This window comes from Novosphingobium profundi, assembly GCF_018491765.1.
GTDB lineage: Bacteria > Pseudomonadota > Alphaproteobacteria > Sphingomonadales > Sphingomonadaceae > Novosphingobium > Novosphingobium profundi.
In genome coordinates this window covers 181,367-196,849 of the sequence record NZ_JABWCU010000005.1, presented here as the reverse complement: position 1 = coordinate 196,849, position 15,483 = coordinate 181,367, and the positions used below count along the sequence as shown (strand labels likewise).

At 67.4% G+C, this 15,483-nt stretch carries 8 protein-coding genes; 5 read left to right on the top strand and 3 right to left on the bottom strand.

Annotated elements, in window-relative coordinates:
- Nucleotides 1-6: 6 nt before the first annotated feature.
- From nagA to HT136_RS06155, 3 genes are all read right to left on the bottom strand, one after another.
- Nucleotides 7-1,149, bottom strand: a complete 1,143-nt coding sequence (gene nagA, locus HT136_RS06165; protein ID WP_214198690.1) for an N-acetylglucosamine-6-phosphate deacetylase — start codon at nt 1,147-1,149, stop codon at nt 7-9.
- A complete protein-coding gene (locus tag HT136_RS06160; protein ID WP_246543397.1) occupies nt 1,146-2,174 on the bottom strand; it encodes an SIS domain-containing protein in 1,029 nt (342 codons plus the stop codon). Before HT136_RS06160 ends, nagA begins: the two co-directional genes overlap by 4 nt.
- Nucleotides 2,175-2,363: 189 nt before the next feature.
- Nucleotides 2,364-3,092, bottom strand: a complete 729-nt coding sequence (locus HT136_RS06155) for a copper homeostasis protein CutC (RefSeq protein WP_214198688.1) — start codon at nt 3,090-3,092, stop codon at nt 2,364-2,366.
- A gap of 371 nt (nt 3,093-3,463) precedes the next feature.
- Between HT136_RS06155 and HT136_RS06150 the strand changes: the two genes are divergently transcribed.
- From HT136_RS06150 to HT136_RS06130, 5 genes are all read left to right on the top strand, one after another.
- Nucleotides 3,464-6,142 carry a TonB-dependent receptor gene (locus tag HT136_RS06150; protein WP_214198687.1) on the top strand — a complete coding sequence of 893 codons (2,679 nt, stop codon included), beginning with the start codon at nt 3,464-3,466 and terminating at the stop codon, nt 6,140-6,142.
- Nucleotides 6,143-6,294: 152 nt separating this feature from the next.
- Nucleotides 6,295-8,637: a GH92 family glycosyl hydrolase gene (locus HT136_RS06145; protein WP_214198686.1), complete on the top strand. Its 2,343-nt coding sequence runs from the start codon at nt 6,295-6,297 to the stop codon at nt 8,635-8,637.
- Nucleotides 8,634-11,006, top strand: coding sequence for a hypothetical protein (locus HT136_RS06140; protein WP_214198685.1), 2,373 nt, complete (start codon nt 8,634-8,636; stop codon nt 11,004-11,006). The genes HT136_RS06145 and HT136_RS06140 overlap by 4 nt, the downstream gene beginning before the upstream one ends.
- A 196-nt stretch (nt 11,007-11,202) precedes the next feature.
- Entirely contained in the window at nt 11,203-12,210 is a 1,008-nt protein-coding gene (locus HT136_RS06135) for an isoaspartyl peptidase/L-asparaginase (protein ID WP_214198684.1), read from the top strand.
- 184 nt (nt 12,211-12,394) lie between these two features.
- Nucleotides 12,395-15,388, top strand: a complete 2,994-nt coding sequence (locus HT136_RS06130) for a TonB-dependent receptor domain-containing protein (RefSeq protein ID WP_214198683.1) — start codon at nt 12,395-12,397, stop codon at nt 15,386-15,388.
- Nucleotides 15,389-15,483 lie beyond the last annotated feature (95 nt).

The following is a 15,483-nucleotide window of genomic DNA, read 5'->3' as shown; positions in this document are numbered from 1 at the left end:
CGCGGATCAGCCGGCGCGCTGGCCGGCGATCCAGGCGCCGCGCGGCTCGCCATCCGCGTCGAGCCAGGTCAGGTCGGCGAAATGGCCGGGCGCGATCGTGCCACGATCACCCGCCATGCCGAGGAAGGCGGCGGGGCTGGCGCTCGCCATGGCCAGCGCCGCCTCGAGCGGCAGGCCAACCATCTCGACGCTGTTGCGCACCGCGCAGGCAAGGTCAAGCGAGGCGCCCGCCAGCGTTCCGGCATCGTCCACGCAGCGCCCGCCGGCAACCGTGATGCGCCGTCCGTCGAGAAGGAAATGGTCGCTCGGCGAACCAACGCAGGGCATCGCGTCACTGACCAGCACGAAGCGATCGAGCGGGCGCGTCGCAAGCGCCACGCGCAGTGCGGCGGGGTGAACGTGGTGCCCGTCGACGATGATGCCGCACCAGGCCTCCTGGTTCTCCAGCGCCGCGCCGACCATTCCCGGCGCGCGGTGGTGGAGTGCGGACATCGCGTTGAACAGATGCGTCACCCCGGTCACGCCGCGCGCGAAGGCCTCGCGGGCGGTGTCGTAATCGGCGTTGGAATGCCCCATCGAGAGGATCACGCCCGCCGCCTTGAGCGCCTGGGCCTGCGCGTCATCCAGATATTCGGGCGCGATGGTGAAAAGCACGCGCCCCTTGCGCGGACGGCAGAGCAGCTCGATCAGGTCGTCGCCGAGCGGAACCAGCCGGTCCTCGGCGTGGATGCCCTTGCGCTCGCGGTTGAGCACCGGACCCTCGACGTGGATGCCCAGGCATCCGGGAACCCCCGCCTCGATCGCGGCATCGACCGCATCGAGCCCGGCCGCGATCATCGCCACCGAACCGCTGATCAGCGTGGGCAGGATTCCGGTCGTGCCGCGCCCGGCGTGGGCGGCGGCCATCGCCGCGATACCCTCGGGCGTGGGATCGTCGTTGAACAGGACGCCGCCGCCGCCGTTGACCTGGATGTCGATGAGGCCAGGCACGAGGCGCCCACCGCCAAGATCGACGACTTCGTCCGTCGCATCCTCGCTGGCCGGTGCAATCGCGACGATGCGCCCCTCGGCAAGATCGAGGCGCGCCCCGTCCTGCCACTGACCGGCCACGAGGACCTGCCCGTTCACGAAGGTAAGGCGGTTGCTCATCGCGTTTCGGTCACCTTGCGCAAGTGCGCGGGCGCATCGGGATTGAAGCCGCGTGCGAGCGAAAGGTCGTTCGCCTCGGGATAGAAGGCCTGGATCATCAGGATCGGCTCGAGGGCGGGATGGCCCGCGAGCGCGGCGAAGCTTTGGCCCGTCTCGTCCGACAGGGCATCGAGCTGGCGCACCGCGGCGTCGCGCGCGGCGAATTCACCCGCCGCTTCGCGCACGCTCGCGCCCGAGGCATCGCTGCCCGCGAAGGCCACGACCGGGAAGCCGGCGTTAACGATGGCCATAGGCCCGTGGCGCACTTCGGCGGCGCTGAAGCCCTCGGCGTGCAGACCGCAGGTCTCCTTGAGCTTGAGCGCGGCCTCCTGCGCCACCGCGAAGCCGTAGCCGCGACCGATGACGAAAAGGTTCGTCGCCGAACCGAGCAGTTGCACAAGGCCGAAGGGCTCGCGGCGCAGCGCCTGGACGAGGCCTTCGGGCAAGGTCTCGAGCGCGCCGAGCAGCGCCGCGTCCTTGGCCCAGTGCCCGGCCAGCGCGGCCAGGCCGACCAGCGCGGCGATATAGGACTTGGTGGCGGCGACCGAACGCTCGGGGCCCGCCTTGAGCGGGAGCAGCACATCGGCCATCGCGGCCAGCGGCGAGGTCTCGTCGTTGACCAGCGCGACCACGCGCGCGCCCGCATCCTTGTAGGCCTGCGCGGTGGCGATGAGATCGGGACTGCGCCCGCTCTGCGAGATCGCGATGAGGAGCGCGTTGCCCGGCACCGGCGCCGCGGCGTAGACCGAAGCGACCGAAAGCGCCGCCGAGGAAACCGGCACGCCGACCATCGTCTCGATGAGATACTTGCCATAAGTCGCCGCGTGGTCCGAGGATCCACGCGCGCAGGTAACCACCAGCGCGGGCGGGTTCGCGCGCAGGTCCTCGCCAAGCTTCGCCAGCACCTCGCCATTGGCCGCCAGGAAACGGGCGCAGGCCTCGGGGGCCTCGGCCGTCTCGGCCGCCATGAGCGTCTTTTCTGCCATCAGGACAGTCATTTCCAAATGCCTCCTAGGAACGGGGCCGCCCGGCCCTCGCCGACCTCGGGATGGATCGTATCGAAGGACCGTCAAAAACGGAGAATTCGCGGTTTTCCGCAAGATCCGTATTGCATAAGTTATATATTGGTATTGTTCAAGTCGAAATTGGCACTTAACGACGGCCAGACATCAAGCCTACCCGGCGGCCGCGACGAAGGCGCGAACACGCGCCAGATCGGTGCAGCGCGCCGCCCCCGCCGCAAAGCCCAGTTCGCGCAGGCGCGGATCGAACGGCACCGACGAAACCTCCCGGCACGATGCGTGAAACTCGCCAATGCCGACCGCCTTCAACGCCGCCACGACCTCAGGCTGCAAGCCGCCACCCGCCATCAACGCGATCCGACCCGAGGCGCCCCCGACCAGATCACCGAAACGCGCCAGACCATCGCCAGCCGCGACACACCCGGCCGACGTCAGGATGCGATCGAAACCCAGTGAAATGGCATCTTCCAGCCCCACCAGCGGATTGTCGAGCAGATCGAAGACGCGGTGCAAGGTCAACGAAAGGTTCTGGCCGCGCGCGTCGGCGGCCTGGCGAGCCCGCGCGACCCAACGCCGCAGGATGTCGCAATCGAGGCCCGAACGATCCCCGGCACCGATCACGAGGCCCTCCACACCCATGGCGATAGCGGCAAGACTGTCCTCGATCATCACGTCGACCTCCGCCCCCTCGTAGACGAAATCGCCCGCTCGCGAACGGACGAGAACATGCACCGGCAAACCGCGGTTCACGACCTGACCGACAAGACCAATCGACGGCGTCACCCCGCCCAACTCGAGCGCGCTGCACAGCTCCACTCGGGCCGCGCCGCCCTCACGAGCAACCAGCAGCCCCCGCAAATCCTCAATGGCAACTTCGAGCATGGACCCCCCAGCGAATATACGAGCCTCGATGCGAGCATTGCCCGCACGCTACCGGACCTATTTTGGTAACTTCCGACTCTCACCTTGGCCGGCACGACGAAGCGTAACCTACCTGCAACACGGGGCGAAGAAAATCATTCAGAGCACTACAAATCAACAAAATTCTACGTGATACGGCTGATTTCCGGGATTTCCGCCGAAAACCAAGCGCGAAATTTTGGTAGACAAATTAAAATTTTGTGACAGAACAGGTATCTCTTAAGGCGCTAGATTGGTCTTATCGAAGGATCAAGACAAAGCAAAAGCGCCAATCGACAGGGACGCGTGTGGCAGCCTTTTTGCGCGCTGCCCGATATGAGGGGTTACGAGATATGGCTTTCGCTCGATGCATACTGCTGACCACCACGGCACTCTTCGCACTTTCCACACCCGCCCTGGCGCAAGACGACGCCGCGTCGGACGCTTCCGCCAGCAGCGAGTCGAGCGGCGGTGAAATCGTCGTCAGCGGCATCCGCGAATCGCTGAAGAACGCGATCGAGGTCAAGCGCAACCTCAACGCCGTCGTCGACGTCATCTCGTCCGAGGGCATTGGCAAGTTCCCCGATCGCAACGTCGCCGAATCGCTCGCCCACATCCCGGGTGTCAGCGTCGACCACCAGTTCGGCGTCGGCGAACGCGTCTCGATCCAGGGCACCGACCCCGCGCTCAACCGCATCCTCATCGACGGCCACTCTGTCGCCTCGGCCGACTGGGGCGGCAATTCGGGCGACGTCACCGGCCGCACCTTCAACTATTCGCTGCTGGCGCCCGAGATCGTCGACCGCATCGAGGTCTACAAGTCGCCCGAACCCTGGATCGACGAGGGCTCGCTCGGCGGCACGGTGATCGTGCGCACGCGCAAGCCGCTCGATCTCAAGGCCAACACCATTTCGGGCTCGCTCGGCTACAACTACAACGACCGCTCGAAGATCGGCAACCCGCGCGGTTCGCTGATGTACAGCTGGAAGAACGACGCAGGCACCTTCGGCATCCTCGTCGCGGGCACCTACGACAAGGATTCGCTGGCCCGCGCGGGCATCGAGTACTTCGGCTACTCGAGCGGTTCGGACTTCCTGACCACCGACGCCGACGGCAACTATGCCCTCAAGAATCCCGATGCGGTGATCACCGGCGGCAGCCTGGAAGACCTCGCCAACGCGCGCTATCCCTACGGCATCAACCACGCCTACTTCAAGCAGACGCGTGAGCGTATCGGCGGCCAGTTTGCCGTGCAGTGGGCCCCCACCGCCGACTTCGACATGGCGCTGACGGGCATGCACATCCAGGGCACCTACAACAACTTCAGCCGCTCGCAGTTCGTCGTCCCCGGCTGGGCCACCAGCCAGCTGACCTCGGCGACGATCGCGAACGGCCTCATCACCGACGCCACCTTCGGCTCGACCGACTTGCCCTCGACCAGCTCCGAGCTGGACATGAACTACCGCAAGACCAAGGTCACCAACGACAGCTACAACCTCGCCACCACCTGGCACGCGAGCGACAGCTTCACGCTTTCGGCCAACGGCGGCTGGAGCAAGGCGACCGGCGGCACAGACCCCGAATACCTGATGAACGTCCAGTCGAACATGCCGTTCAGCTACAGCTACTCGGCCAACTCGACCGACGTCACCTATTCGACCGACCCGACCGATCCGACCGCCTTCTTCCGCAGCGCCGAAGGCAAGGATTCGGGCACCTACCAGCTCGGCGGCATCGCCACCTCGAAGCAGAAGGACGAGGAATTCTACGGCCAGATCGACGGCAAGTGGGATGTCGAGGATGACTTCTTCCGCGCCGTGCGAATGGGCGTGAAGGCCTCGACCCACGAGAACAGCCTCGTGGTGACCGGCTCGCAGGTCTGGTATTCGGACTACCTCGACCTTTCGGACTTCGACTACGTCCTGAGCCCCTCGGGCCTGTTCAGCGGCCTCGGCGCCACCGGCAACTCGAACCAATTCGCCACGCTCACCTCCAGCGACGTGATCTCGGCGCTCCAAAACGGCACTTACGTCGACACCGGCCTCGACGAGGGTTCCTCGTTCAAGGTGCGTGAAAAGACCGCCAGCTTCTACGCCCAGCTCGACTTCGAGACCGGCCCGATCCGTGGCAACGTGGGCTACCGCATGGTCTACACGCAGGACATCTCGGACTACTACCTCTACACCGCCGAGAGCGACACCTACACCCCCACCACTGCGAAGAACGACTACTTCAAGGGCCTGCCCAGCATCAACGTAAGCTGGGACATCAACGACCAGATCAAGCTGCGCGGCTCGATCGCCAAGGTCGTCGCCCGTCCCCGCTACTCGCAGCTGGCCGGCGCCTTCAGCCGCAACGACACGCAGCTGACCGCGAGCGGAGGCAACCCGGATCTCGATCCGTACGAATCGACCAACTACGAGCTCTCGGCCGAGTGGTACTTCCGCCCGGGCGGCCTGTTCTCGGTGGAATACTTCCGTCGCGAGATCAGTTCGTACATCGTCACCACGACCAGCGACGAAACCCTGTTCAACAACCTGACGCAGCAGAACGAGAGCTATATCGTCTCGCACCCGGTCAACGCCTCGGACTCGACGGTGAACGGTGTCTCGGTGGCCTTCCAGACCCCGATCTGGGGCGGCTTCGGTATCCAGACCAACTACACCTTCGCCGATGCGACTGCGGGTACCGACGCCGATGGCAACGTGCTCAACCTGCCCTACCTCTCGCGCCACACGATCAACGTGATCCCCTACTTCGAGAGCGGTCCGTTCCAGGCGCGCGTGAGCTGGAACTGGCGCAGCCACTACTTCACCGGCATCGGCCGCCTGAACTCGGTGGACTCGACCGACGGCTACCACCAGCTCGACGCCTCGATCGCCTACAAGGTCAACGAGCACTTCAGCGTGCACGCCAACGCGCAGAACCTGCTCGATTCCACCTACTACTCCTACAGCGGCACCAAGAGCGCGCCGACCGCCTTCTACAAGAACGGTCGCGTCTTCTCGGCCACCGCCCAGTTCAACTTCTGAACCGGTTTGCGCGGGGACGGGTTCGGCTCCTCCCTTTCCCGCTCCCGCGCAAGACGCCTGCCGTGTCCCCCGACACGGCAGGCGTACCTGTATTTGAAGCCCTTCCCTTTCGGCTTCCGGGCCGACGCCACGTCCACTAGGGGACCCTTCGCATGACCCAACTCGCCCGCCGCGCCCTGCTCACCGGAACCTGCCGGATGGCCCTGTTCGCCGCCCCGCTGCTGGCGGCCGCCCCCTCGCGCGGCTGGGCACGCTCCACCCCGGCCGCGAAGACGCAAGGCAAGGCCGACCTGTTCATCGGCACCGGCGGCGACGGGCACACCTTCCCCGGCGCCTCGATGCCCTTCGGCATGGTTCAGCTCAGCCCCGACACCGACGTCGCGCGCTGGGACACCTGCTCGGGCTACCACCACGGCGACGCCTCGATCATGGGCTTCAGCCACACGCATCTTTCGGGCACGGGCATCGGCGACATGCTCGACGTCCTCGTCCAGCCCTGCCGGGGCAGCTTGCGCCTCGTTCCCGGTGGCCTCGACTCCCCCGAAGAGGGTTACCGCCTGCGCTACACCGATGAAGTGGCCGAGCCCGGCTACTACGCGGTCGCGCTCGAGAACGGCGTGCGCAGCGAGCTCACGGTCACCAGGCGCACCGGCCTGCAGCGCCACACCTTCCCCAAGGGCGCCGGGCACTTCGTCATCGACCTCTCGCACCTCGTCAAGGACAGCTCCGACCACGCCCCGCTCATCGACGATGCCGAACTGACACTCGCGGACGACGGAACGCTGACCGGCACGCGCCGTGTGTTTCGCTGGGCCAAGGGCCGCCGGATCTACTTCGCAATGCAGTTCTCGCGCCAGCCCGACCGCATCGATTTCTTCGGCGACGACGACGCCCCCGCCGCGCCCGGCACCCGCGCGATCCTGGGCAAGCGGCTGAAGGCCGTCGCCTGGTTCGACGATGCCGGCGCCGAACCGATTACCTTGCGCACCGCCGTCTCGGGCGTCGACGTCGCGGGCGCCAGGGCCAACCTTGCCGCCGAAGCGCCGGACTTCGCCTTCGAGCGCGTGCGCGCCGAAGCCGCGAAGGTCTGGGCCGCCGAACTCGGCCGCGTGACCGTGACCGGCGGCACCGCGGCGCAGCGCACGATCTTCAACAGCGCGCAGTACCACGCCGCGATGGGGCCCACGCTCTTCTCCGACGTCGACGGGCGCTATGTCGGGCTCGACCACGAAGTGCACCGGCTGCCCGCGGGCGAGAACGCCTACAGCGCCTATTCGCTGTGGGACACCTACCGCGCCTTCCACCCGCTCCAGACGCTGCTGCGCCCCGCGCTCGCGCGCGAGATGGTGTCCGACCTCATCCGCCAGACCCAGCAGAGCCGCTATGGCCCGCCGGTCTGGCCGCTCCAGGGCGTGGAGACCGGCTGCATGATCGGCTGGCACGCGGTGCCCGTCCTCGCCGAAGCGCTCGCCAAGGGGATCGAGGCCGACTACGCCGCCGCCTGGCCCGACATCAAGCGCCGCGCGCTCGACCTTACCACGCCCACGATGGACAACAGCCTGGGCATCCCGCAGTACGACAAGCAGGGCTACGTGCCCGCCGACGAGGTCTTCGAGAGCGTCAGCCGCACGCTCGAATACAGTTACGACGACTATGCCGGCGCGCAGATCGCCAGGGCTGCGGGCGACGAAGCGGGCGCGGCGCGCCTGCTCGAACGCTCGGGCAACTGGAAGAACGTCTTCGACACCCGCCGCGGCTTTGCCGTGCCGCGCTTCGCCGACGGCAGCTTCTGGGCCGACTACGACCCGATCCAGCTCGGCCATGCGCCCAAGCAGTGGCGCGACTACACCGAGAGCAACGGCTGGCAGGCCACCTTCCTCAACCAGCACGACGTGCCCGGCCTCGTCGCCGCGATGGGCGGTGACACCGCCTTCGAAGCCAAGCTCGACGCGCTGTTCAACGCGCCCTCGACGCTGCCCGACAACGCCCCGCCCGACATCTCGGGGCTGGTCGGCCAGTACGCGCACGGCAATGAACCCTCGCACCACGTCGCCTACCTCTATGCCTGGTCCGGCGCGCACTGGAAGACGCAAGGGATGGTCCGCCGCCTCCTGACCGAGATGTACGCGGCCAAGCCCGATGGCGTGATCGGCAATGACGACTGCGGGCAAATGAGCGCCTGGTTCATCCTCTCGGCCATGGGCTTCTACCCGGTCGACCCGGTGAGCGCGGTCTACGTCCTGGGCAGCCCGCTGTTCGATACCGCCACCGTGCGGCTCGAGAACGGGCGCACGCTGACGATCCGCGCGCTCAACAACGGCCCCGACAAGCCCTATTACGGGCGCGTCGAATGGAACGGCACGCCGCTCGAGCGCTGCTGGATCCGCCATTCGGAACTGGCCGAAGGCGGGGAACTGACCTTCCACATGCAGGCCAGGCCCGACACCGCGTTCGGCCGCGCGCCTTCCGCCCGTCCCGACGCCGCCCGCACGTGACGCTGGCGGCGCGCGGGCTCGCCGCCCTGGCGGTCCTCGCCACGCTCGCGGGGCTGGGTTTCGCGCTGTGCGGCGCGACCCACCCCGAGGCCGCGAACCGCTTCGCGTTCGATGGGCGCACCTGCATCGCCGCGCAAGGCCCCGCCCTTCCCGCCGCGCGCCTGCTGGCGAGCCGACTGGAGGAGCGCGGGTTCGCCGCGAAGCTCGCGGCCGAGGCGGGCGACTGCACGCTCACCATCGCGATGGCCGCGGCTCCCGGTCTCGGCGAGGGCTACACCATCGCGCGCGGAACGCACCACGGCGCGCAGATCACGATCGGCGCCGCGATGCCGCGCGGCTTCGTCTACGCGGCCGGATGGCTGCTTTCGCATCTCGACAAGGACCATCTGACGCTTGATGCCCCGGTGCGCGCCGAGCCCGCCCTCGCCGTGCGCGGCGACCAGATCGGCATTCGCGCGAAGAACAACAGCTTCGATGCCTGGACCCCGGCGATGCTGGCCCGCCACGTCGACGATCTCGCGCTCCTGGGCGCCAACCGCATCCAGCTCATCGGCCCCGTCTCCGACGATGCCGCCGCCTCGCCGCTGGCGCCGGTCCCCGCGCTCGACGCGATACTCGCCACCGCGCGCCACGCCCATGAAATCGGGCTCGAGGTCGCGCTGTTCCAGCCGCTGCTGCGCGACTACACCAAGGCCAGCGACATGGCCGCCGAAGAGGCCGACATGGCCGCGCTCGCCGCCCGCTTTCCCGCGCTCGACGCCGTCTACTTTCCCGGCGGCGATCCCGGCCACACCGCGCCCGAGGTGCTGTTCCGCCTGCTCCCACGCCTTGCCGAGACGGTGCGCGCGAAATTCCCGAAGGCCGAGATCCTCGTCTCCTCGCAAGGCTTCGACGCCGCCGGGTTCGACGCCTTCCTCGGGGAAGTCCGCAAGCGGCCCAAGTGGCTCAGCGCCGTCTTCGTCGGCCCCCAGACCCGTGCAACGATCGCCGAGCACCGCGCCCGGATCGGTGCCGCCGTGCCTCTCGAACTCTACCCCGACACGGCGCACGCGATGCACGCGCAGATGCCGGTCATGGACTGGTCGCCCGCCTTCGCCTTCACCCAGGGGCGCGAACCGGTGAACCCGCGCCCCGCCGCGATGGCCCGCGCCTTCGCCCAGCAGACCCCCGGCGCGCGCGGCTTCATCGCCTATTCCGAAGGCGTGAACGACGACTGGAACGTGGCGCAGTGGCTCGCGCTCGCCTGGGACCCGGCGCGCAGCCCTTCCGACATCGCGCTGGGCTATGCCCGCCTCTTCATCGGCGATGATCGCTTCGTGGCGGTGCCCGAAGCGCTCGAAGCGGGCTGGCGCGGCGATCCGGCAAGCAACCGTGACATCCCCGCCACGCTGCGCTGGGTGGAAGACCTCAGCCCCGCCCCCTGGGCCGACTGGCGCATTGATCTCTATCGCTACCGCGCGGTCTACGACGCACTTGTCGCGCGCCGCTGGAAAGCCGCGCAGGCCGCCGATACCGCAGCACGCGGCGCGCTCGCGCAAGCTGGCCGGATCGGCGCGCAAGAGGCAGCCGCGCGCGCCGAGGCGATCTACGCGCAGGCGCCCCACGCCCCCACACTCGCGCTCGCGGCCCGGCTCGACCGTCTCGGCGACCGGCTTTTCGCCCGCGCGCGCCTGCAGCTCAGCGTCGAACGGCACGGCGCCTCGAACTGGGAGCGCGGCGCAAACCTCGACCGTGCGATGACCACGCTGTCCGATCGCACCGCGATCCAGGCGGGGATCGCGGCCGGGCTTGCCCTTCCCGACGAAGCGGCGCGTGCGCAGGCCCTCGAACGCCTGGCTGACCGGGCCGACCGGGCCGGGAAAGCCTACTACGACGATCTCGGCCAGCCAGGCCGCCAGCCGCACCTCGTCACCGGCAAGGGCAGCCAGGCCGACGTGCAGGGCCGGCTCGGCGCCATCGACGGAATCGCCGACCGATTGCCCGAGCACGGCTGGCACCTTTCCGAACTGACGTATGCCGAAAGCCTCTACGAGCGTCCCCTCGAACTGCTCTACACCGACCTGCCGCAGAAGGCAGCCTGGTGCCTGCGCTACACCTGGGCGGGCGAAGGCTATGCGCGCGCCATAGAGGTGCGCGCGGGCGGCGAGGTCGTGCAGGCGTTCCACCCCCGCACGGGGAACCCGGCCTTCGAACAGGTCGCCATACCACGGCGCCTTGTCCAACGGGGACGCTTGCGCGTCGCCTTCACCGCCACACCGGGCCTGGGCGGAAGTGGCCGAGGTCAGCAGATCGCCGAGGCCTGGCTGGTCCCCCTTCCATCCGTGGAATGCCAGGGCGACTGGAAAGGCCCGGACGCCCCCGCCCGATGATCACGCGTGTCTCGCACGGAATCCGGGCCCGTCTGCAGGCCGGGCGGGCTAAATCCACCTTATAACCTTTACAATCAAATGCGTCGCATTGGTATTATTTTGTTGCCATTTCATAAGACCTGAGACACAACCCCGCCAACGTCCGAGTACGGACGGGAGAGAATCACCGGGTCCGGCCAATCAGGGGGGCTGATCTATGACAACGCGTCGAAACGCGATCGGGATGGGGCTTGGCAGCGCGCTGGCCGCCACGCTCGTCGGGAAACACACTGCCAGGGCCGCGACGCCCGCGCCGGAGACGGCGCTGATCGTGTCCACCTGGGACTTTGGCGCGGCGGCCAACGCCGCCGCCTACGCGCGCTTCGCCGCCGGCGGCAGCCTGCTCGACGCGGTCGAGGCTGGCGCACAAGTGCCCGAGGCCGATGCCTCGAACCGCTCGGTGGGCCTGGGCGGCAATCCGGACCGCGACGGCCACGTCACGCTCGACGCCATCATCATGGACGGCAAGGGCAACTGCGGTGCCGTTGCCGCGCTGGAGAACTACGTCCACGCCATTTCGGTTGCCCGCCGCGTCATGGAGAAGACCCCGCACACCTTCCTTGTGGGCGACGGGGCTAACCAGTTCGCGCGCGAACAGGGCTTCGACGCGACCAACCTCCTGACGCCCGAATCCGAAAAGGCCTGGAAGGAGTGGCTCAAGACCGCCCAGTACAAGCCGGTCGCCAATATCGAGAACCGCCGTGGCGGCGCGCTCGACCATGACACCATCGGCATTCTCGCCTGTTCGCCGGACGGCGAACTCGCAGGCGCCTGCACCACTTCGGGGATGGCCTACAAGCTGCACGGACGCGTCGGCGATTCGCCGCAAGCGGGCTGCGGCCTCTTCGTCGAGGGCGGCGTTGGCGCCGCGGCGGCGACCGGCGTGGGCGAGGAAGTGACACGCATCGCTGGCAGCGCGCGCGTCGTCGCCAACCTGCGCGCCGGCCTCTCGCCCGAAGCCGCGTGCCGCGAAGCGGTGGAGCACATCGTGCGCCTGCGCGGCAGCGCCGTCAGTGGTGCGCAAGTCGGCTTCGTCGCGATCGACACCGCGGGACAGGTCGGCGCCTACGCGCTCATGCCCGGCTTCACCCTGGCGATCACCGACCGTACGGGCCACACGCGGGTCCTTCCTTCGAAAAGCCTCGCGGGCCCCGAAAAGGGTTGACGCCGGGGGCAGGTTCCGAGGCCTGCCCGATCTCGATTGCACGACGAATGCGACAAGGGCTCCCGCCCATGCAGTGGGAGCCCGAACGACCGGGCATCCGCCCCGGTCGGTGGGGAGCGGCGCACCATCGCAGAGGGCAGCGCGGCAAGCGGAATAACGTTCACATTCAATGAGGGGTAAGCCAATGAGACCAATCTTCAAGAATCTACTGCACACGACGTGCCTGGCCGGGCTGATCGCCCTGCCCGTCGCCGCGCATGCGGCCGATGCCGACAGCCCGTCAAGCGCATCGGACAGCGCAGCCGACGACGGCAACGCGATCGTCGTCACCGGCAGTCTCATCAAGCGCCCGAATGCAGCCGCCGCCGCGCCGATCCTTTCGGTGACCAACGAGGCGATCAAGGCGCAGGCCGCCGTCAACATCGAGGAAGTGCTCAACCGCCTTCCCCAGTTCGCGCCCGACAGCCAGCAGGGCTACCAGGATTCCGATGGCCGCCAGCGCATCAAGCTGCGCAACCTGGGCTTCGAGCGCACGCTCGTCCTCGTCGACGGCCGTCGCCTGGGCACGATGAACGGTGAAGACGTCGGCATGATCCCGACCGCGCTCGTCAAGCGCGTCGACGTGCTGACCGGGGGCGCCTCGGCGGTCTACGGTTCGGACGCCATCGCCGGTGTCGTCAACTTCATCATGGACGACAACTTCGAGGGTCTCCAGCTCAACGCCAACTACAACTTCTACCTCCACAACAACCGCAACGGCACCGCGGCCAAGACCGCCAAGGCCTATGGCTTCGACTCCGCCAGCGGCCTCTCGACCGACGGTGGCCGTTCCGACATCTCGCTGGTCGGCGGCACCAAGCTGTTCGACGACCGCCTGCACATCCAGGGCTACGTCGACTACCGCAAGGCCTCGCTGGTGGGTTACGGCGACCGTTCGTCCTCGGCCTGCCAGCTGACCCAGAGCGGCGACGGCGACCTGGGCTGCACGACCTCGACCTACAACACCAACGGCTACTTCTCGCCGACCACGGGCACCAACGCCGGCAACGCCTACGTCAACGATCCCGCAAACCCGGGCACCTTCACGCCCTACTCGACCGACTACGCCGCCAACCCTTACGACGGCTACTCGCTGCAGCGCGCCAACGAGCGCTGGAACGCGGGCGGTTTCATGAACTTCGAGATCTCGCCCGCCGCCACGGTCTACGCCAACGCGATGTGGTTCCGTGACCGTTCGGTGAACCCCTATCCGGCGCGCCTCTACGCCTACAGCGCTTATGGCTCGACGCCCTACAGCGTCTCGTGCGACAACGCGTTCCTCTCCTCGCAGCAGGCGAGCACGCTGTGCGGTTCGGCCGCGGGCACCAGCGCGACGGTTCCGACCGACTTGCGCTACCGTTTCGCGGACGTCGGTGACCAGGACGACATCTACCTGAACAAGGGCCTGCGCATCACCACGGGCGTGCGCGGCGACCTCGGCCACAGCTGGAGCTACGACATCGGTGGCGTCTACGCGCGCAACCAGAGCGACTACAACTGGGCCTATCCCAACTTCGACCGGATCAACCAGGCGATCAACGGCTGCCCCGAAGGCAGCGCGGCGGGCTGCATTCCGATCGACATCTTCGGCAACACCACCAGTTCGACCAACCAGCAGGCCTTCAACTGGCTGCTCGAGGACCAGTACGGCACGCTCAGCAACGTCTCGCACCTCTACGACCTGATGGGTACGGTTCAGGGTGACCTGGGCTCCTACGGCATCCAGTCGCCCTGGGCGAGCACGGGCGTGGGCATCGCCTTCAGCGTCGAGTACCGCGAGGACCATCTCGACGTCTCGAAGGACGACCTGTGGATTTCGTACAATGGCGGCGACGCCGAGGCGCACTACCAGCAGGCAGCCTGGGAAGGCATGGTCGAGCTGCAGGTCCCGATCGTCGAGGACAAGCCCTGGGCCCGCTCGCTCGAACTGAACGGCGCCTATCGCCTCTCGAAGTACTCGGGCAACCCCTCGCTGTTCAGCACCTTCAAGGCCGAGGCGATCTGGTCGCCGAGCAGCGACATTACCCTGCGCGCTTCGTTCAACCGCGCGCAGCGTGCGCCCACGGTCGTCGAGCAGTACCAGGCCGAGTCCACCAGCTACGGCAACATCGATACGTCGTTCAACGACTTCTGCGCGCCGACCGTGACGACCTCGGTCGACGCCAGCGGTGCGACGGTCACCACCTACGGTGATCCGGCCGCCTCGCTCGCGGTCTGCGAAGCCACCGGCCTCGATTCCAGCCTGTACGGCAGCACCTCGCTGCTGTGCCCCGACGAGACCGGCTGCACCTACAAGAGCGGCGGCTTCACCGTCGATCCGGAAACGGCCTATACCAAGACCATCGGCCTGGTCCTCACGCCCAGCTTCCTGCCGGGCCTGAGCCTGTCGGTCGACCGCTTCCTGATCGATCTCGACAACTCCATCGGCTACAACGACTACACCTACTTCACCAATGGGTGCCTTGCGACCGGCAGCGAGTTCTTCTGCTCGATGTTCGTGCGCAACTCGGACGGCACGCTTTACTCGGACGCCTCGTCGAACCCGACTTCGGGCTACATCCGCCAGGGCACGACCAACTACTACAAGTCCAAGTCGCACGGCTGGGACCTGCAGGCGCAGTATGGTCTGGACCTCGGTGCGAAGGCCGGTCGCCTCGACTTCGACTTCGCCGGGTCGCTGACCACGTATGCCGGTGGCCAGGATTCGCCGATCCTCGCGAAGTACAACTGCGTGGGCTACTACGGCGGTTCGTGCGGCCAGCTGATCCCCAAGTGGACGCACCAGCTGCGCACGACCTGGACGGCGCCCGACGACGAAGTCTCGATCTCGCTCAACTGGCGCTTCGTGGGCCCGCTCACCAACGTCACCAATTCGGGCAAGACGAGCCTTGGCTGGTATGAAGGCGGCGAACGCTCGACCTACTACCACATCCCGGCCTACAACTACTTCGATCTCGCCATCGGTTTCCGTGTCGCCGAGCGCTTCGGCCTGCGCTTCACGGTCAACAACCTGTTCGACAAGGACCCGCCGGTCGTCCCGAACTCCTACAGCTACGCGCTCTCGCGCAACAACACGCTGTCGGCGCGCTACGATTCGCTGGGTCGCCAGGTCGCCATCTCGACGACCGTCGACTTCTAAGACCCTCTCCCACCCTCCGGCAGGCGCGTCCCTTATGCCTGCCGGTCCCAACGGCCCTCCCTTCCCCCGTGGAAGGGAGGGTCTTTTTTCGTGGG